This window comes from Rhodococcus quanlei, assembly GCF_055231015.1.
Genome location: NZ_JBUYWD010000012.1, coordinates 254,475 through 271,403, shown reverse-complemented (window position 1 = coordinate 271,403; position 16,929 = coordinate 254,475). Strand labels below are relative to the sequence as shown.

Below are 16,929 nucleotides of genomic sequence, written 5' to 3'. Positions count from 1 at the left end.
ACGATCGGCTAGGGAAGCACTGCCTCGATGGCCTCGACTATCTCAGGCGCGTCGGGCTCGGTGCGCGGACGAAATCGCTTCGACACCGTGCCGTCGGGGGCGATGAGGAACTTCTCGAAGTTCCACTGGATGTCGCCGGCCTTGCCCTCGGCATCCTCGGTCTTCGTCAGCTCTTCGTACAGCGGATGACGGCCGTCACCGTTCACCTCGATCTTCTCGAGCAGCGGAAACGTGACGCCGTACGTGGTGGAACAGAACGTCTCGATCTCCTCCGGCGTTCCCGGCTCCTGACCCATGAACTGGTTACACGGGATACCGAGCACGGTGAGTCCGCGATCCGCATAGTCGGTGGCCAGCTTCTCGAGCGCGGTGTACTGCGGTGTGAGACCGCACTTGGACGCCACATTGACCACGAGGACCGCACGCCCGTCGTATTCGCCGAGCGACGTCGGGACGCCGCCGAGAGTGTTGATGCCGATGTTCTGCACTGGAGTCGTCATACGTCCAACGTAGCGAAGAAGTCGTGTTCGATCACGATTCGGCGAACTTAGGTAACGACACGCTTCGAACATCCGAACACACAATGACGCATCCTCCAAGACGGTCGAATCAGGAGGCACCATGACCGCGCGATCCACCACAGCTCTGATCATGATGACCGCAGCAGCACTTCTGTCCGCCTGCAACGGAGATACCGCAGACCCATCACCGGCGTCCGCACCGTCCGCACAGCCTGCGGCGTCCGCACCGTCCGCGCATTCGGCACAGCCCGCGCCGTCTGCACAGCCCGCCCCGTCCTCTCCGTCCGCGCAAATCGCACAGCCCGCGCCCTCCGCACAGCCCGCGCCGAACCCGCACTCCGTGGCGGCCGATGAACCCGTGATCGACCAATGTCGCGGCGTCGATTCCGAGGTCGTCGCGTCGGCACTCGCGTCGCTGAGCCCGCCACCCGGCGGGGGTGGGTGGATTGCCGGAGAGTCCAGCAATCCACCCGCGGGGAACTGCCCTGCACTCGAGTACGTCCTGGCACAGACTCCGATGGGAACGGTAAGCTCACCGACACAGGTGCTGTTCTTCCATGACAACACCTACCTCGGCACCGCAACCTCGAACGCCTACGCGTACACCACGGTCGCCGATACCACTGAGAACTCCGTATCGGTGAACTATTCCTGGCTCGCGCCCGAGGACGCGAACTGCTGCCCGTCCGGCGGTCCGGCAACCATCACCTACACGTGGAACGGCTCCCGCGTCGTCATGCAGCAGCCGCTTCCACAGGAAATGCTCGACTCCTACGGCGAATGACCCTCGTACGGCGAATGACTATGCCTCGACCAGTCCCAAGGTATCCAGGATCCACGCGAACTCGAATGCCACTTCTTTCCATTGGGCGTACCTACCGCTGACGCCCCCGTGTCCGGCGCTCATTTCCGTCTTCAGGAGCAGTTCGGAGTCTCCGGTCTTCGTGTCGCGGAGTTTCGCCACCCACTTGGCGGGCTCCACGTACAGCACGCGTGTGTCGTTGATGCTGGTGATGGCCAGAATCTTCGGGTAGTCCTTGGCCTCGACGTTCTCGTACGGACTGTACGAGCGCATGTACTCGTACACCTCGGGATCTTCGAGCGGGTTTCCCCACTCGTCCCACTCGATGACAGTGAGCGGCAAAGACGGGTCGAGGATCGACGTCAACGGGTCCACGAACGGAACATTCGCCAGGATTCCGGTGAAGAGTTCCGGTGCGAGATTCGCGACGGCACCCACGAGCAATCCGCCGGCGCTACCGCCGTCCGCGATCATCCGGTCGGGCGAGGTGTGTCCGGCATCGACCAGATGCTGTGCACACGAAACGAAGTCGGTGAACGTGTTCCGCTTGGTGAGCGTCTTCCCGTTCTCGTACCAGTGCCGGCCCATCTCACCGCCGCCGCGAACGTGCGCGACGACGAACACGACTCCGCGGTCCAGCAGCGACAGCCGCGCTACGGAGAACGCCGGGTCCATGCTGGCCTCGTAGGAGCCGTAACCGTACAGCAGCAGCGGGGCGGGACCGGTGACGCCGCGGCGACGAACGATGGAGAGCGGGATACGCGTTCCGTCTCCGGCGACCGCCCAGTCTCGGATCTGCTCGTAGGCGTCGGCGTCGAAGTCGCCGAGCACCGGCTGCGACTTCCGGAGAATCAGCTCACCGGACTTCAGGTCGAAGTCGTACACCTTGCCGGGAGTGATGAACGAAGTGAACCCCATCCGCAGCATCGGCTGCGTCCATTCGGGGTTGGCACTGAGGCCGATGCTGAAGAGCTCCTGGTCGAACTCGACCTCGGAGAGCTCCCCGTACCCGCTTCCGGTGATGGGCCACAACGCGATTCGGGTCAACGCTTCGCGCCGGTAGCTGAGCACCAGATGATCGGAGAACGCGTCGACGTCCTCGAGCCGCACGTCACGGCGGTGCGGGACAAGCGTGGTGAGCGCACTCGGATCGCCGGCCGGGCACTCGGACAACATGAAGTTGTCGGCCTTCTCACCGTCCACGACATCGTTGTGCAGGACGAGAAAACGATCCTGACCCCCGACCACCGCATGCTCGACGGCGTACTCCACGCCGTCGCGGCGGGGCAGTACGACCGTGAATTCCCCTTCCGGATCGGCCGATTCGAGAACCAGAACCTCGCTGGTGATCTTCGACCCGATCCAGATCATCAGATACTTCTCGCTGCGAGTGGAACCACACGACACCCAGAAACGCTCGTCCGGTTCGTGGAAAACCTGAACGTCCTCGTCCGTGGTGGTGCCGAGTCGGTGCCGCCACACGGTGTCGGGTCGCCACGAGTCATCCACCGTCATGTAGAAGATGTGACGGTGGTCGATAGCCCAGGTGGCACCGGGTGCCGTGCCGGGAATCTCGTCGAGAAGCATTTCACCGGTCTCGAGGTTCTTGAATTTCATCGTGAAACGCTCGTCGCCGGCAAAATCCACGGAATAGGCGAGCAACGTCCCGTCGTGACTCAAAGAGAACGCACCGAGGGCGAAGAACTCGTGCCCCTCCGCTTCCTTGTTGGCGTCCAAGAGCACCTGCTCACCCGGCATCGAGATGCCCGGGGCAAGCTCCGGCGGCGTCCAGTCGTCGTCACCCGAGATCGGGCACCGACACTGCATTCCGTACTGCTGCCCCTCCACGGTGCGGGCGTAGTACCACCACTGCCCGATCCTCGTCGGAACCGACATGTCGGTCTCCTGGGTGCGAGACTTGATCTCCTGGAAGATCTTCTCCCGCACCGGCTCCAGATGAGCAGTCTGCTGATCGGTGTAGGCGTTTTCCGCCTCGAGGTACTCGATCACCTCGGGAGACTCTTTGTCGCGCAACCATTCGTAGTCGTCGACGAACGTGTGTCCGTGATGATGGCGTTCGGCCGGAATCTTCTTGGCGGTAGGCGGAGTCAACTTCTCGTGCTGGTCGGTCACTTTCTCCTCCGTCACGGCGTCAGCCCACCCAATCGTCGAACGACAGACCGGAGATGCGTTCGTATGCCTCGATGTAGCGGGCGCGGGTCGCGTCCACGATCTCGCGCGGCAGCGGCGGGGGTGGGGTGCCCGAGTTTCGGTCCCAACCCGACTCGGGGCTCGTCAGCCAGTTACGTACGAACTGCTTGTCGTAGCTCGGCTGAACCTTGCCCTCCTCGTAACTGTCCGCCGGCCAGTACCGGGACGAGTCGGGGGTGAGCACCTCGTCGGCGAGGACCAGGTTGCCCCCCGCATCCAGGCCGAACTCGAGCTTGGTGTCCGCGAGGATGACCCCGCGGTCGGTGGCGAAGTTGGAGGCGCGAGCGTAGATGTCGAGTGTGTCGTCGCGAAGCTTCACGGCAAGACTCTGCCCGACCTTGTCGATCACCTTCTCGAAGCTGATGTTCTCGTCGTGCTCCCCCAGATCCGCCTTGGTGGCGGGGGTGAAGATCGGATCGGGGAGCTGGCTGGCCTCGACCAGGCCCTCGGGCAAGTTCACGCCGCACACGGCACCGGTCTTCTGGTAGTCGGCCAGACCCGAGCCGGTCAGGTAGCCACGCGCGACGCATTCGACCGGCACCATGTCGAGCTTGCGAACGACCAGCGCCCGCCCCAGCACCTCTTCGGGGATCCGGTCGTCGTCCGGGTCACCCGCCAGGTGGTTGTTGCCCTCGATGACGTTGAAGAAGAACACGCTCATCGCGGTGAGCACACGTCCCTTGTCGGGGATCAGCGTGTCCAGAACGTGGTCATAGGCCGAGATCCGATCACTCGCGACCAGCAGCAGATGCTCGTCGTCGATCGTGTAGAGGTCGCGGACTTTGCCACCGGCGAGATGGGCATATGAAGACAATGATGGGCGCACGATTTTCCACCCTAACTGTCGCGGGGCGGCTCCGCCGCCGGTGCCTCGGGCGGCTCCGCCGCCTGTGCGTGGTCTGCGAGTCTCCACCCTCGTCACTCACGCACGAGGGAAGCCCTGATTCGCTCGGCCGCCGAATCGAGTTCTCCCCTGCTCGGAGACCGCGGAACACCGCGTAAACCGAACCCGTCGCCGCGCATCCTGGGCAGCACGTGCAGGTGGACGTGGAATACCTCCTGTCCCGCCACAGCGCCGTCGGCAAGGTAAAAGTTGACGCCCTCCACCGCTACGGGTCCGCCGCGCAGCGCACGTGCCACCTTGTGTCCGGCGGCGAACACCTTCTGCCCGTCCGCCGGGTCCAGGTCGGCGAGACCACTGGCATGCCGCTTCGGCACCACCAACAGGTGCCCCGACGTCCACGGACGAATATCCATGAACGCGATCACGTCGTCGTCCTCGTAAGCGATGCTCGCATCGGCACGCCCGGCGACAATGTCACAAAAAATGCAGTTCACAGGCACCTCCGGTGCTGGTGTGCGGGTAGTGAGTCCAGAGACTCGTTAACCACTCACAGGCGGCGGAGCCGCCTACAGGATCGGGGACGGGGTGTAAGCCGCGGCCTCGGGGTTGGCGTCGACGAGCTTCTGGACCTGGGCAACCACTGCGGCGACCTGGGCGTCGGCAGCCCCGATGAACGCGGTCTTGTCGGCGAGTGCGGCATCGAGTGCAGCGCGGTCGAGGGGCAGTCGCTCGTCCGCGGCGAGACGGTCGAGAAGATCCGGCTCCTTGCCCTCCTCACGCATCGCGAGGGCAACGGCAACGGCGTGCTCCTTGATGACCTCGTGCGCGCTCTCGCGGCCGACACCCGCACGCACTGCGGCCATCAGGATTCGGGTGGTTGCCAGGAACGGCAGGTAGCGGGTGAGTTCCTTCTCGATGACGGCCGGGTACGCCCCGAACTCGGACAGCACCGTCAGGAACGTCTCCATCAGTCCGTCGATCGCGAAGAACGCATCCGGCAACGCGACTCGGCGCACCACCGAGCAGAACACATCACCTTCGTTCCACTGCGCCCCGGCCAGCTCCGCTGCCATCGACGCGTATCCCCGCAACACCACCTGGAGACCGTTCACACGCTCGCACGAGCGGGTGTTCATCTTGTGCGGCATCGCGGACGACCCGACCTGGCCGGGCTGAAAGCCTTCGGTCACCAGCTCGTGTCCGGCCATCAGACGAATAGTGTGGGCGAACGACGAGGGACCGGCCGCCACCTGAACGAGCGTCGACAACACGTCGTGGTCGAGCGAACGCGGGTACACCTGACCGACGCTGGTGAGCACGTGCGCGAAGCCGAGGTGCTCGGCCACCTTCTGCTCGAGGGCCTCGAGCTTCGACGCATCCCCGTCGAGGAGATCGAGCATGTCCTGGGCGGTGCCCATCGGGCCCTTGATTCCGCGCAGCGGGTAGCGGTCGATCAGCTCGCGCAGCCGAGTGAGCGCCACCAGCAGCTCATCAGCGGCCGACGCGAAGCGCTTGCCGAGTGTGGTGGCCTGGGCGGCGACGTTGTGGGACCGACCGGCCATCACGACGCTGCTGTACTGCGCCGCACGCTCCGACAACCGAGCCGCGACGGCAATTCCGTGCGAGTACACGTGCTCGAGCGAACGCAGAACCTGCAGCTGCTCGACGTTTTCGGTGAGATCGCGGGAGGTGAGGCCCTTGTGGACCTGCTCGTGGCCGGCGAGTGCGTTGAACTCCTCGATCCGCGCCTTCACGTCGTGACGGGTGACCCGCTCACGGTCGGCGATGGAGTCGAGATCGACCTGCTCGAGCACCCGCTCGTAATCGGCGAGCGCTTGTGCGGGAACCGCGATACCGAGGTCTGCCTGCGCACGCAGCACCGCCAACCACAGCTGCCGTTCGAGCACGATCTTGTACTCCGGTGACCACAGCTGGGCGATCTCGGGGCTGGCGTAACGGTTGGCAAGGACGTTCGGGATGCGACTCACAAGGTCACAGTTTACGTCTACACCCCGGTGGTGCCGTCGATGCGTTCGCGGAGCAGATCGGCATGCCCGTTGTGCCGTGCATACTCCTCGATCATGTGGACATAGATCCAGCGCAGGCTCACCGACTGCCCATGAACAGTGCCGAGGTCGGTCAGCTCGCGTCCGGCACTCGCCGCCCGAGCCGCAGCCACCTCGACCTGCCAGGTGTCCAGGGCAGAAGCCAGCGTTGCACCCGCTTGGACATCGAACCCACCGGTCATCCCGTTCGGCTGCCCGGGGTGGACCGGTGGAACCTGCTCACCCAGCACCCGGCGGAACCAGTTCCGTTCCACTTCCGCCAAGTGCTGCACCAGTCCGGTCAGTGTGAAGTCCGAGGGCGCAGCCGAGGCGGTAGCGGCCTGCTCGTCAGTCAGCCCTTCGCATTTACGTGCGAGTGTGGCGCGGTGGAAGTCGAGCCACCCTTCGAGGGTTTCGCGTTCGCCTGCGTTCATCGGTGGGGTGAGTCGCTCCATACGCAACAGTCCTACCCGAACGGTCCGACAGACATCGTCCTACAGTTCATGCGGTCCTACAGTTCATACGCCTTCCGCCGCCGGATGGTCGACGAGCGGCGCCACGATGTCGAGCACGTCCGACAGGATCCGGCGGGCAAGTTCTCGTGGATCCAGGTCGTGTTCGGCGAGAGAACTGACCACCGCCCCGTCGACTATGGCGACGAGTTTGCGAAGCGTGCCTTCCCGAGCGTCTCGATCGGACCGGGTGAGTGCGTCGGTGAGGGCGTCGTTGACCTGTGTCCCGAGCCGCCGTTGCACGTCGCGCAGCGCAGCGCTGCGGGCGCAGGCGACGAATCTCTCGTATCGCGTGATGAGCCGTTCACGATCGGCCTCGTCGGGATTGCAGGGTCCGACCAACAGCTCCACCAGTAGGTCGGCAGTTTCGGAGCTGCTGCGTCGATGGTGCACGATCTCGCCGACGCGCGACCGCATGGCGTCGAGGTCGCGGGTTCCGTTGCGTTCCACAGCGCATGCGATGAGGTCGTCCAGCGACTCGAAATAGTAGGTGGTGGACGCCAACGGGAGGGCGGCCCGGCTTGCCACCGATCGGTGCCGGACCGCGTCGAATCCACCTTCGAGCAACAAGTCGGCGGCAGCCTCCACCAGCGCCTGACGGCGCCTTTCTCCTTTGGGGGTGGCAGCTGAGGACACCCTTTCATCGTGCCAGCAGACGCCGTGCCAACAGTGCGGATTGGCAGACAGACCGTAAGGTCCTGTCAGCGGCCACCGAGATGGCCGTCCAATCGGGTGAGAGCCTCTTCGACGTCGGCGGTCGACCCGGCGAACGACAAGCGAACCGTCCGGTCGCCTCTCGACGTGTCGAAGTCGACCCCAGGAGCGAGCGCCACACCCGTAGACGCCAGCAGGCGCGCACACCACGCCGTCGAGTCCTCGCCGTCGCGGAGTAGATGGGCGATGTCGGCGTAGACGTAGAACGCGCCGTCGGCAGGTGCCAGATCGGGGATACCCAGCCGGGGCAGCCCCTCGAGCAGCAGCTTCCGGTTCGCCGCATACCTCCGCACATGGCCGTCGAGTTCGGTACGCGACTCGTCGGTGAACGCGGCAACCGCCGCGTATTGCGAGATCGCGGGCGGGCAGACCGTCATGTTGGATGCCAGCCGTTGCATCGCGGGCCGCAGCCCCTCCGGGACCAGCATCCAGCCCAGCCGCCACCCCGTCATCGAGAAGTATTTGGACACCGATCCGATGACCACCGATTCACGGGAGGTCTCCCAGGCGCTGCTCGTCTCCTGCCCCGAGTACGCGATGCCGTGGTAGATCTCGTCCGAGATCAGCAGGGTGCCGTGGTCGTCGCACCAGCGCGCCAGCGCGGCCAGTTCGTTCGGATCGATGACGGTTCCGGTCGGGTTCGCGGGGCTTGCGACGATCAGCCCGGCCGGGGCTTCGGGTAGAGCCTCGAGCATGGCGACGGTGGGCTGGAATCGGGTCTGTTCGCCGCAGTCCAGCTCGACCACGTTGCAGCCGAGGGCGGCGAGCGTGTTCCGGTAGGCCGGGTAACCGGGACGGGCCACCACGACCGTGTCACCGACGTCGAATGCGGCCAGAAAGATCAACGTGAACGCACCGGACGACCCGGTGGTGACGACGACATCGTCCGCGTCCACGACGATCGACGCTTCGTCGGAGTGATACTGCGCGACCGCCTCACGAAGTTCGGCAATCCCAAAGGTTTCGGTGTAGCCGAGGAGATGCTCGTCGAGGGTCTCGTGCGTCGCGCGACGCACCGGCACAGGTGCCGGTGTGGAGGGTTGGCCGGCCGCGAGGGTGAGTACGTCCCCGTGGGTTCGTTGCCGCTGCACCGCCGCCTTCCACACGTCCATGACGTGGAACGTCTGGATACGAGACCGCTGGGATTCGTGGCGCACGTGCTCGACGCTAGCGCGCAGTCCGCCGACCGGGACCGCCGGGTGACCCACGGAGGTATACGGTGGCGAAGACCAGGTGGGTGAGCCGAAATCGAGGAGGACCGGCGATGAACGGACGTGTACCCGACCAGCGCACACCGAGTCAGTGGGAAGAGATCACCGCGGCCGATCCCACCCATTCGACGTGGTACGTCGAACGCTTCCGCAAGATGGCGGACGAGGGTGCGGACATCGTCGGCGAGGCTCGGATGATCGACGCCATGCTCGGACGCGGCGGGCGGGTCCTCGATGCGGGGTGCGGACCGGGCCGACTCGGCGGACATCTACATCGAGCGGGTCACCGGGTAGTGGGCGTCGACGTGGATCCGGTACTGATCGAGGCTGCGAACGAAGACCACCCCGGCCCCACCTGGCTCGTCGGTGATCTGGCCGAGCTGGACCTTCCTGCCCGTGGCGTCGACGCCGATTTCGACGTCATCGTGTGTGCCGGCAATGTGATGACGTTTCTCGCACCGTCCACTCGCCGAGCGGTGTTGGCCGGGTTCGCTCGCCACCTCGCACCCTCCGGCCGAGCGGTGATCGGATTCGGCGCAAACAGAGGTTACGAGTTCACGGAGTTCCGTGAGGACGCCGCCGCGGCAGGCCTCACCGAGGACGTGTTGCTCTCGACGTGGGACCTGAGGCCCTTCACCGAGCGCTCCGATTTCGTAGTGGCCGTGTTCTCGGCCGCCTGAACGCGGATCAGTTCGGGATGGTGATCTTTCCCTCGACGGCGGCGAGGCCGATGTCGCTGCGGAAGTGGCTGCCCGCCAACTTGATCGTCTCGATCTTCGCGTAGGCGTCGTTGCGGGCGGCGGTGAGATCGTCGCCCACACCGACGACGCTCAACACACGGCCACCGGCGGAGACCACGTTGCCGTCGACAAGTTTCGTGCCCGCGTGCAGCACACCGTGCCCGTCCGATCCGACGATCGCGTCACCCGTGCGGGGCGCGGCGGGGTAGTTCTCGGCGGCAACCACGACGGTCACGGCCGCACCGTCGCGCCACTGCAGTTCGCCGACGGTGCCGAGTCTTCCGGTGGCGGTGGCGTTCAGAACCTCCCCCAGCGGGGTTTCGAGGAGCGCCAGCACGGCCTGGGTCTCGGGGTCACCGAACCGGCAGTTGAATTCGACGACGGCGGGGCCGTTCGATCCGATCGCGAGACCGGCGTACAGCAGCCCGGAGAATCCGCTGCCACGCTTGACCAGTTCGGCGGCGACCGGCTTGACGACGGTGTCGACGATTTCGGTGACAGTTTCCTCCGGCAGCCAAGGCAGCGGGGTGTAGGCGCCCATGCCACCGGTATTGGGGCCGGTGTCACCGTCGCCGACGCGCTTGTGGTCCTGCGCGGGGAGCAGCGGGACGACGGTCTCGCCGTCCACGAGGCAGAACAGTGACACCTCGGGTCCGTCCAGGAAAGACTCGAGCAGGACAGGGTGCCCGCTTTCGAGGAGTTCGGCGCCGTGGTCGCGGGCAACCGCACGGTCGGCAGTGACGACCACTCCCTTGCCTGCGGCGAGCCCGTCGTCCTTGACGACCCAGTTCGGTCCGAAGCGGTCGAGTGCCGCGTCGAGCTCGGCGGGGTTGTCGACGATTTCACTGTGCGCGGTTCGCACACCTGCGGCCGCCATGACGTCCTTGGCGAAGGCCTTCGAGCCCTCGATGCGGGCGGCGTCCGCAGACGGCCCGAAGCACGCGATCCCGGCTGCCCGCACAGCGTCCGCGACACCGAGCACCAGCGGCACCTCGGGGCCGATGACGACGAGGTCCGCCGACACCTCCTTGGCCAGAGCGGTCACGGCCTCGCCCGACGACGCATCGACAGGATACTGCTCGGCAACCTTGGCGATCCCGGCGTTGCCGGGCGCACACATCAGCGCCTCGACACCCGGATCGCGGGCGAGGGCGAGAAGGAGGGCATGTTCACGGGCTCCGGAGCCGATTACGAGTACGCGCACGGCCGTCAGCTTACGGCACCTATCCTTTGGGAATGGCTTCCGTATTCAGCGCAATCATCAGCGGAGATCTCCCCGGTCGGTTCGTGTGGGAGGACGAGGACGTCGTGGCGTTTCTCACCATCGCCCCGGTCACCCAGGGCCACACCCTGGTCGTCCCCCGCAAGGAGGTCGACCAGTGGCAGGACGTCGACGGGGAACTGTTCGCCAAGGTGACCGCGGTTGCGCGCACGATCGGGCGGGCCGTCCGTCCTGCATTCGACGCACCGCGGGCCGGACTGCTGATCGCCGGACTCGAGGTTCCACACCTGCACGTGCACGTCTTCCCCGCGTACACCATGGGCGATTTCGACATCAGCGGGGCGGACACCGACCCGTCGCCGGAGTCGATGGACGAGGCCGCCGCCAAGATCAAGGCGGCGCTACGCGAGCAAGGTCACAGCGGGAACGTTCCTGACTGACCTTCCGAATCTTGCTAGCCTGGCCGGGTCGAACGGACACCCGGACGAGCGCACCGTACCCGGCCAGCGACAAGACGGTGCAGCAGGAGTGTTCGCACATGGCATGGCTGGTTCTCGTCGTCTCCGGGGTTCTCGAGGCGGTCTGGGCTACAGCGCTCGGCAAGTCCGAAGGCTTCACCAAACTCGCCCCGTCCCTCACCTTCGGGATCGGGTTGGCGCTGTCGATGGCCGGGCTCGCGTATGCGATGCGCACCCTGCCCACCGGCACCTCGTACGCGGTATGGGTGGGTATCGGCGCCACACTCACGGTCGCCTACGCGATGATGACGGGCACCGAATCGGCCTCACTCGTCAAGATCCTGCTGATCGTCGGGATCGTGGGCTGTGTCATCGGACTGAAAGCCCTGACATAGGCGGCTCCGCCGCCCGTGAGTGGCCGGCGAGTCTCGGGACTCGTCAAACCACTCATCGAGGCAGATTCATCGCCCGGGACAGCCTTCCCAACTGGCTCTGAACGAACGGAACTTGAAGGGATCTGTCCGAGCCGATGTGAGTGAGCAGCGTGGGCAGCGGAATCCCGATACATTCCACTGAGCCCGACCTGGCACCGTCGGGGATCAGGTCGATCCGGAAGTGCGGCTCGTGCAGGACGGCACAGGAGCCGGCGGGGCCGGGACGACGCTCGGAGAGCAGTCCCAGATCCGGAAATAGCTGCCGTGACCGGCATGGCAGACTTCTCACCTATGCACACCAGTCCTGTGAAGATCACCGTCGCCGGCCACGGTGAAGCCACCTATGCACCCGAGCGTTGCACGGTTTCGCTGTCCGTTCAGTTCGACGGCTCCACTGCCGAGCGTGCATGGGCGCCGACGACCCAACTCGTTCAAGATCTGACCCGCAAGATCACCGACCTCCATGACAGCGATCACGGCCCGATCAATTGGTGGTCCTTGGACCAAATCAGGCAGTCCCGGCACCGACCGAGCAATAGGGATGGGGAGCAACTGCCGTACGTTTATCGGTCCGCGGCAGCCATCGAGGTGAAATTCAGCAAGCTCGACGCGATCGACGCCTTCGTAGCTTCACTCTCGGACACCGACGGCGTGAGCGTAGGGCACTTCAACTGGGCGCTGACAACCCGGAGCCGGGCCAAGAATATTACGTACGTGCGCGACCTCGCTGTGCGTGACGCCAAGGCGAAGGCCACTGCCTACGCAACCAGCATCGGTCGCAGCACGATCAACCCCGTGGCCATCGCCGACCCAGGATTGCTTGGCGTGGATGCAAGTGGCCTCGACAGCTCGCTGGGATCCCGCATCTACCCCGGTGGGGTTGGTGGGGGTCCTGAGATAAACCTGGTGACCATCAAGCCGGAGAACATCACCCTCCGAGCTGACGTGCATGCACAATTCGAAGCCTGGTGAAGATCAAGGTGCGGATCTGATCTACCGGAGAACGTCGCCCTTGGTGGAGCGTGCCTCCACACGCTCGACGATCCGATCGACAAGCCGCGGCGCGGATTTCCACCGCATCGCGACCTTGTCGTAGTTCATGGAGTGCTCGGCGACGATGTCCTTGAGCTGGTCCACGGTCAGTGTGCCCAGGCGTGCACGCAGACCCGCTTCGCCCGACACCTCGAACACCGCGAACGGGTCGAGTAAGCCCTTCGACCGCTGTGTCCTCTTTCCCGGGGCCTTCTTCTGTGGAGCCTTCTTGCGCGCGGTCACAGCCCCCGTGACCGGCGGTTCTCCGTCGGCGGCCAACGCTGCGGCCAATATCTTCGCGAACCGGGGTGTGCGCGCCGCCTCATCGGCCACCGCCTGCACCAGACGCGACAGCGCCATGGCGACGCCGGAATCCGCCGAACCGAGTTTGATCAGCGCGGACTCCGCCTCGGAAGTCGCCCTCCGCAATTTCAGCTCATCCACGGAAATGTCTCGAGAATCTGCCACGTTCGTTCCTATCGGGACCAGGCGAGCTTGATCTTCGCCGTCGCCATGAAATCTTGAGCCAGGTCACGCAGAGCCGTGAACTGGCCATCCGAGCCGTACTTCTGCCGAAGTGTGCCGAAGTTCGCGAACTCTGCAGCAGCGGCAATCTGATTCGCGTCCGGGATCAGAGACGGGAAGACCATGGAGATCTCCCGATTTCGGACCAGGTCGTCGATCGTGTTGCGATGCACCGCGGACACCTTCCGGTACTTGGTGACGACCACACCGAGTTCGACAATGGGCTGGCCCCATTCCGTGGCGAACTGCCGGATCCGCTCCTGAACCGGGCCGATGCCGTACGTCGACATCACATCGGGGATTGTCGGGATCAGGTAGCCATCGGCCAAGCGCAGGCCGTTCAACGTCATCGCCCCCAGGTTCGGTGGGCAGTCGATCAGCACGTAGTCATACCGCTCGAGCACGCCACCGAGGGCACGCTGCAGGATTTCCGTGTGGTCACCGTCCACGCCCTCCCCCAGCGCCGCGACACGGTCCTGCAGCGCAATCAGTTTCAACGACGACGGCAGAAGATCGACCGTGTCGACTTTGCTCAGCGGTGAGACACCCCGCTCGATCAACGGGTCGATGTCGAACCGCGCCGAGGTGCCCGTCAACGCACGCTCGAACACCGTGGCCAGGGTGAGGCCCTGCGCATCCAACTCACCCCAGCGGCGCTCCCCGATCATCATCATGGTCAGGTTGGTCTGCGGGTCGAGGTCTATGAGCAGCACCCGTTGACCGAATTCGGCTGAGAGCACCTCCGCCAGCGCCGCGGTGGTTGTTGTTTTGCCCACCCCGCCCTTGAGGTTGATGGTGGCGACCACGTGGGTCATGCGCGCGCTCCCTGCTCCCGTTCATCGTTCGAACCGACGCCGACGAGCGGGTTCGTGCCATCCTCCAGCAATTAAACGAGAATATCCGCAGTGTCCGACATGCCCAGACGCGCCATCGCCTGTGCGTGGCCGAGGAGTGCAGAGACTCGTCAACCACTCACAGGGGGAGGTGGGGCATTCCGTAGAAATGGGTGGTGTGCACACGCAGCACCTGACGACGATCTGCCACCATCGCTCGTCGAAACTCGTCCCAGTCCTCGTGTTCCTGGCCTGTTGCCCGGCGGAACACGTCGACGAGTTCGTCGGTGGCGTCGTCGTGCGGGTCGGCTGCGACGTCACTGAGCGAGGCACCGCCCTCGATGACGACGTAGCTCCAGAAGTCGGGTGCACTGATATGCAACGACACACGTGAGTCTCGTGCAGCATTGCGGGTTTTCGCACGGTCCGCGGTGACCGAGATCCGTGCGATTCGAGTGTCCGGGTCCCAGGCGTACAACACGTTGGACAGTTGTGGCCTCCCGTCACGCTTGACGGTGGCGAGCACTGCCTTGTTCTGCTGTGCCGCCAATTCGAGAAGAATGTCGTCGTCGCTCGTGCTGCCGCGATCATCTTTGCTCATGTGTCAGGGAACCGTCCCGGCTACGGATGTGTTCCCACTCGGCGGCATCGAATCCGCGTTGCATGGATGTGTTTGCATGTGTGTGAACGGTTACAGTAATTGCATGAATCTGGTGTCTTTGGTCTTCGCTCCCGTGCGAATCGGGCTCACCGCCGCCGAAGCCGGACTGAGTGTCGCCGAGATCACGTTGAACAGCGCGATCAGTGCGGTGGCCCCAGCGAATACGACCGTGACCACACATTCGACGTCCGGTAATCCACTCCAGATGATCCAGCAGTTGTCTTCGCTGACGTCGGGCGATCGCCCGCTGGGCCAGGCGATGGCGCCGGGCGGCCCCCTGGATCGACTGTTGGCACCGGGTGGACCGGTCGATCGTTTGACGTCACCGAACGGCACTTTGGAACGACTGCTGGCTCCCGGCGGTCCCCTCGAACGCGTCCTCGCCCCCGGCGGGCCACTCGAACGAATCCTTGCGGAGGACGGCGCACTCGAGCGCCTCCTCGCTCCCGGCGGACTGCTCGACCGTTTGACCGCGGTGGATGGACCCCTGGAACGCCTCACCGCGAAAGACGGCGCGGTGGAACGCCTGACTGCCGAAGGAGGCCTCGTCGACCGCGCCCTTGCCGAGGACGGCATCCTGGAAGTCTTGCTGGCCGACCAAGGTGCGCTCGAGCGCATCATCGCCAAGGATGGTCCGCTCGATCAGATCGTCGCGCTGTCGGAGACACTCAGCTCGCTGGCGCCGAACATCCAACGCATGAGTTCGAGCATCGACGTGCTGCAGGACACGGTCAACTTGCTCAGTGCCGCTGTCGGCCCACTCGGGGACCTGGCAGGCCGTTTGCCTGGACGTTGGTTGCGACGTGGCGAACGACCCTCGCTCGACTATCCCCTCGGACCCGAGTGAGTCGCATGCAGGCGACGACATGAGGAAATGGCTCTGTCTCGCGGGTGCCATCGTGTTCGAGGTGTCGGGGACGCTCGCGCTGCGCGGGTCGCTCGATCAGTCGGCCTGGTTGGCGCTCGTCGTCGTCGGTTACCTGGTCTCGTTCGGGTTTCTGGCCGCCGTGCTTCGCCAAGGAGCACCGATCGGAGTTGCGTACGGAATCTGGGGGGCCAGCGGCGTCGCACTGACGGCGATACTCGCCCACTTCCTGTTCGGCGACCCCCTGACCTGGGTGATGAGTCTCGGCATCGTCGTGGTTGCCGCGGGGGTCCTGGTCGTGGAGACCGGCTCCGAGAAGGCCTTGACGAAGAGGACACAGCAGGAAAAGGCACAGGCTGAGAAGGTGCGAGCCGCAAGACCCGAGCGGGCCGGTTCATGAGCTGGCTCTACCTGGGATGCGCGATCCTCTGCGAACTCGCGGCCACCCTGTCGCTTCGCCAATCCGACGGACTCCGCGACAAACGGTGGGCACCCGCCATCGTCGGCGGCTACCTCGTATCGTTCGGTTTCCTCGCGGCGGCACTCGGAGCCGGAATGGCAATCGGCGTGGCTTACGGAATCTGGGCGGCCACCGGCGTCGCACTCACCGCCATCGCCGCACGAGTGCTGTTCCGCGACCCACTCACCAAGACGATGGGCATGGGCATCGCACTGATCGCGTGCGGTGTGCTGCTCATCGAACTGGGCGCGAACCACGGTTGACGTACAGATCCCGCAGCAGGGCGATCTCCGCACCGTGATGAACGACCTCACGGTTGATGTGCAGGACGAGCTTGGCCATCGACATCTCGGCGTACGGACCCTCCGCCTGGCCGCACGGACGCGCCAGACCGTCCTCGCCCAGCGACCGCACACCCGACAACCAGGCGGCGTATTGCTCGTCGAGCTGCGCCAGCGCACCCTCGGCCGTTCCCGCATATTCGAACGACTGATAATCGATCGGCGGCCCACCGAAGTGCCCGGCATTACGCGCACCCAGAACCCCGACGATGATGTGCCCCAACCGCCACGCGATGGTGGTGACCGGCGCGGGCGAGGGTTCGGGAAACGCGAAGTCGATCGTCCACTCCCCCGAGCCGCCTTGCATCGAGGCGGTGGACGTCCCGCGCGGTCGCACACTCCACGTGCCCTCGACCGGCTCCCAGAAGTACTCGTCGTCGGTCAGGCCGGACAGCCGTTCACGCAACTGGTTTTGCCAGTGCCAGTCGAGTTGATCGGCCAGTTCGTCATTCCATCGAATACCCATGACGATCACGCTAGGCCCGATCGCGGACACCC

The 16,929-nt window shown here is 65.0% G+C and carries 21 protein-coding genes and 1 riboswitch; of the genes, 8 read left to right on the top strand and 13 right to left on the bottom strand.

Features of this window, described 5'->3' with window-relative positions; genetic code table 11:
* Window positions 1-8: 8 nt before the first annotated feature.
* Entirely contained in the window at window positions 9-500 is a 492-nt protein-coding gene (locus ACZI8Q_RS11995; RefSeq protein WP_463373749.1) for a glutathione peroxidase, read from the bottom strand.
* Between the two features lie 121 nt (window positions 501-621).
* On the opposite strand from ACZI8Q_RS11995, the gene ACZI8Q_RS11990 reads away from it, so the two are divergent.
* Window positions 622-1,305 carry an LppP/LprE family lipoprotein gene (locus ACZI8Q_RS11990; RefSeq protein ID WP_463373748.1) on the top strand — a complete coding sequence of 228 codons (684 nt, stop codon included), beginning with the start codon at window positions 622-624 and terminating at the stop codon, window positions 1,303-1,305.
* An 18-nt stretch (window positions 1,306-1,323) separates the two neighbouring features.
* Here the strand turns inward: ACZI8Q_RS11990 and ACZI8Q_RS11985 are convergent, their stop codons facing one another.
* The 7 genes from ACZI8Q_RS11985 to ACZI8Q_RS11955 form a co-directional block, all read right to left on the bottom strand.
* On the bottom strand, window positions 1,324-3,435 hold the full coding sequence (locus tag ACZI8Q_RS11985) for a S9 family peptidase (protein WP_463373778.1): 2,112 nt from the start codon (window positions 3,433-3,435) through the stop codon (window positions 1,324-1,326).
* A 40-nt stretch (window positions 3,436-3,475) separates the two neighbouring features.
* Complete coding sequence (locus ACZI8Q_RS11980) at window positions 3,476-4,360, bottom strand: phosphoribosylaminoimidazolesuccinocarboxamide synthase (protein WP_463373747.1); 885 nt, start codon at window positions 4,358-4,360, stop codon at window positions 3,476-3,478.
* Window positions 4,361-4,452: 92 nt separating this feature from the next.
* Window positions 4,453-4,872 carry an HIT family protein gene (locus ACZI8Q_RS11975; RefSeq protein ID WP_463373746.1) on the bottom strand — a complete coding sequence of 140 codons (420 nt, stop codon included), beginning with the start codon at window positions 4,870-4,872 and terminating at the stop codon, window positions 4,453-4,455.
* Between the two features lie 72 nt (window positions 4,873-4,944).
* Window positions 4,945-6,366, bottom strand: a complete 1,422-nt coding sequence (gene purB / locus ACZI8Q_RS11970) for an adenylosuccinate lyase (RefSeq protein ID WP_463373745.1) — start codon at window positions 6,364-6,366, stop codon at window positions 4,945-4,947.
* Window positions 6,367-6,383: 17 nt separating this feature from the next.
* Complete coding sequence (locus tag ACZI8Q_RS11965) at window positions 6,384-6,878, bottom strand: DinB family protein (protein WP_463373744.1); 495 nt, start codon at window positions 6,876-6,878, stop codon at window positions 6,384-6,386.
* Between the two features lie 63 nt (window positions 6,879-6,941).
* Window positions 6,942-7,571, bottom strand: coding sequence for a TetR/AcrR family transcriptional regulator (locus ACZI8Q_RS11960; RefSeq protein ID WP_463373743.1), 630 nt, complete (start codon window positions 7,569-7,571; stop codon window positions 6,942-6,944).
* 65 nt (window positions 7,572-7,636) lie between these two features.
* On the bottom strand, window positions 7,637-8,806 hold the full coding sequence (locus tag ACZI8Q_RS11955) for a pyridoxal phosphate-dependent aminotransferase (protein WP_463373742.1): 1,170 nt from the start codon (window positions 8,804-8,806) through the stop codon (window positions 7,637-7,639).
* Between the two features lie 107 nt (window positions 8,807-8,913).
* Between ACZI8Q_RS11955 and ACZI8Q_RS11950 the strand changes: the two genes are divergently transcribed.
* A complete protein-coding gene (locus tag ACZI8Q_RS11950) occupies window positions 8,914-9,540 on the top strand; it encodes a class I SAM-dependent methyltransferase (protein WP_463373741.1) in 627 nt (208 codons plus the stop codon).
* A gap of 7 nt (window positions 9,541-9,547) precedes the next feature.
* Here ACZI8Q_RS11950 and purD read toward each other — a convergent pair whose 3' ends face one another.
* Window positions 9,548-10,804, bottom strand: a complete 1,257-nt coding sequence (gene purD, locus ACZI8Q_RS11945) for a phosphoribosylamine--glycine ligase (protein ID WP_463373740.1) — start codon at window positions 10,802-10,804, stop codon at window positions 9,548-9,550.
* 32 nt (window positions 10,805-10,836) lie between these two features.
* Between purD and ACZI8Q_RS11940 the strand changes: the two genes are divergently transcribed.
* The 3 genes from ACZI8Q_RS11940 (at window position 10,837) to ACZI8Q_RS11930 (ending at window position 12,686) form a co-directional block, all read left to right on the top strand.
* Complete coding sequence (locus tag ACZI8Q_RS11940; protein WP_463373739.1) at window positions 10,837-11,262, top strand: HIT family protein; 426 nt, start codon at window positions 10,837-10,839, stop codon at window positions 11,260-11,262.
* 22 nt (window positions 11,263-11,284) lie between these two features.
* Window positions 11,285-11,346: riboswitch (guanidine-III (ykkC-III) riboswitch) on the top strand.
* Between the two features lie 14 nt (window positions 11,347-11,360).
* Window positions 11,361-11,675, top strand: coding sequence for a DMT family transporter (locus ACZI8Q_RS11935; protein ID WP_463373738.1), 315 nt, complete (start codon window positions 11,361-11,363; stop codon window positions 11,673-11,675).
* A 330-nt stretch (window positions 11,676-12,005) separates the two neighbouring features.
* Entirely contained in the window at window positions 12,006-12,686 is a 681-nt protein-coding gene (locus ACZI8Q_RS11930) for an SIMPL domain-containing protein (protein ID WP_463373737.1), read from the top strand.
* A 21-nt stretch (window positions 12,687-12,707) separates the two neighbouring features.
* On the opposite strand, the gene ACZI8Q_RS11925 is transcribed toward ACZI8Q_RS11930, so the two are convergent.
* From ACZI8Q_RS11925 to ACZI8Q_RS11915, 3 genes are all read right to left on the bottom strand, one after another.
* On the bottom strand, window positions 12,708-13,214 hold the full coding sequence (locus ACZI8Q_RS11925; RefSeq protein WP_463373736.1) for a hypothetical protein: 507 nt from the start codon (window positions 13,212-13,214) through the stop codon (window positions 12,708-12,710).
* A gap of 8 nt (window positions 13,215-13,222) precedes the next feature.
* Window positions 13,223-14,086, bottom strand: a complete 864-nt coding sequence (locus ACZI8Q_RS11920) for a ParA family protein (RefSeq protein WP_463373735.1) — start codon at window positions 14,084-14,086, stop codon at window positions 13,223-13,225.
* A gap of 157 nt (window positions 14,087-14,243) precedes the next feature.
* Window positions 14,244-14,705: a PPOX class F420-dependent oxidoreductase gene (locus ACZI8Q_RS11915; RefSeq protein ID WP_463373734.1), complete on the bottom strand. Its 462-nt coding sequence runs from the start codon at window positions 14,703-14,705 to the stop codon at window positions 14,244-14,246.
* Window positions 14,706-14,808: 103 nt separating this feature from the next.
* Here ACZI8Q_RS11915 and ACZI8Q_RS11910 point away from each other — a divergent pair, with 103 nt between their 5' ends.
* The 3 genes from ACZI8Q_RS11910 to ACZI8Q_RS11900 are packed head-to-tail and all read left to right on the top strand — an operon-like array spanning window position 14,809 to window position 16,353.
* Window positions 14,809-15,612, top strand: coding sequence for an ABC transporter (locus ACZI8Q_RS11910; protein ID WP_463373733.1), 804 nt, complete (start codon window positions 14,809-14,811; stop codon window positions 15,610-15,612).
* A 19-nt stretch (window positions 15,613-15,631) separates the two neighbouring features.
* The gene (locus tag ACZI8Q_RS11905; RefSeq protein WP_463373732.1) at window positions 15,632-16,030 is read left to right on the top strand and encodes a DMT family transporter; all 399 of its coding nucleotides are present in this window, start codon (window positions 15,632-15,634) and stop codon (window positions 16,028-16,030) included.
* Window positions 16,027-16,353: a DMT family transporter gene (locus ACZI8Q_RS11900; protein ID WP_463373731.1), complete on the top strand. Its 327-nt coding sequence runs from the start codon at window positions 16,027-16,029 to the stop codon at window positions 16,351-16,353. The genes ACZI8Q_RS11905 and ACZI8Q_RS11900 overlap by 4 nt, the downstream gene beginning before the upstream one ends.
* Here ACZI8Q_RS11900 and ACZI8Q_RS11895 read toward each other — a convergent pair.
* Entirely contained in the window at window positions 16,325-16,897 is a 573-nt protein-coding gene (locus tag ACZI8Q_RS11895) for a DinB family protein (RefSeq protein ID WP_463373730.1), read from the bottom strand. The two genes, ACZI8Q_RS11900 and ACZI8Q_RS11895, sit on opposite strands and share 29 nt — an antisense overlap.
* Between the last annotated feature and the right edge of the window lie 32 nt (window positions 16,898-16,929).

Bases quoted from the DNA above. Each gene is read 5' to 3' on its own strand.
- ACZI8Q_RS11950 (WP_463373741.1), top strand. From the start codon at position 8,914: ATGAACGGACGTGTACCCGACCAGCGCACACCGAGTCAGTGGGAAGAG.
- ACZI8Q_RS11940 (WP_463373739.1), top strand. From the start codon at position 10,837: ATGGCTTCCGTATTCAGCGCAATCATCAGCGGAGATCTCCCCGGTCGG.
- ACZI8Q_RS11905 (WP_463373732.1), top strand. From the start codon at position 15,632: ATGAGGAAATGGCTCTGTCTCGCGGGTGCCATCGTGTTCGAGGTGTCG.
- ACZI8Q_RS11915 (WP_463373734.1), bottom strand. From the start codon at position 14,705: ATGAGCAAAGATGATCGCGGCAGCACGAGCGACGACGACATTCTTCTC.
- ACZI8Q_RS11995 (WP_463373749.1), bottom strand. From the start codon at position 500: ATGACGACTCCAGTGCAGAACATCGGCATCAACACTCTCGGCGGCGTC.
- ACZI8Q_RS11935 (WP_463373738.1), top strand. From the start codon at position 11,361: ATGGCATGGCTGGTTCTCGTCGTCTCCGGGGTTCTCGAGGCGGTCTGG.
- ACZI8Q_RS11900 (WP_463373731.1), top strand. From the start codon at position 16,027: ATGAGCTGGCTCTACCTGGGATGCGCGATCCTCTGCGAACTCGCGGCC.
- ACZI8Q_RS11895 (WP_463373730.1), bottom strand. From the start codon at position 16,897: ATGGGTATTCGATGGAATGACGAACTGGCCGATCAACTCGACTGGCAC.
- ACZI8Q_RS11930 (WP_463373737.1), top strand. From the start codon at position 12,006: ATGCACACCAGTCCTGTGAAGATCACCGTCGCCGGCCACGGTGAAGCC.
- ACZI8Q_RS11965 (WP_463373744.1), bottom strand. From the start codon at position 6,878: ATGGAGCGACTCACCCCACCGATGAACGCAGGCGAACGCGAAACCCTC.
- ACZI8Q_RS11990 (WP_463373748.1), top strand. From the start codon at position 622: ATGACCGCGCGATCCACCACAGCTCTGATCATGATGACCGCAGCAGCA.
- ACZI8Q_RS11910 (WP_463373733.1), top strand. From the start codon at position 14,809: ATGAATCTGGTGTCTTTGGTCTTCGCTCCCGTGCGAATCGGGCTCACC.
- ACZI8Q_RS11920 (WP_463373735.1), bottom strand. From the start codon at position 14,086: ATGACCCACGTGGTCGCCACCATCAACCTCAAGGGCGGGGTGGGCAAA.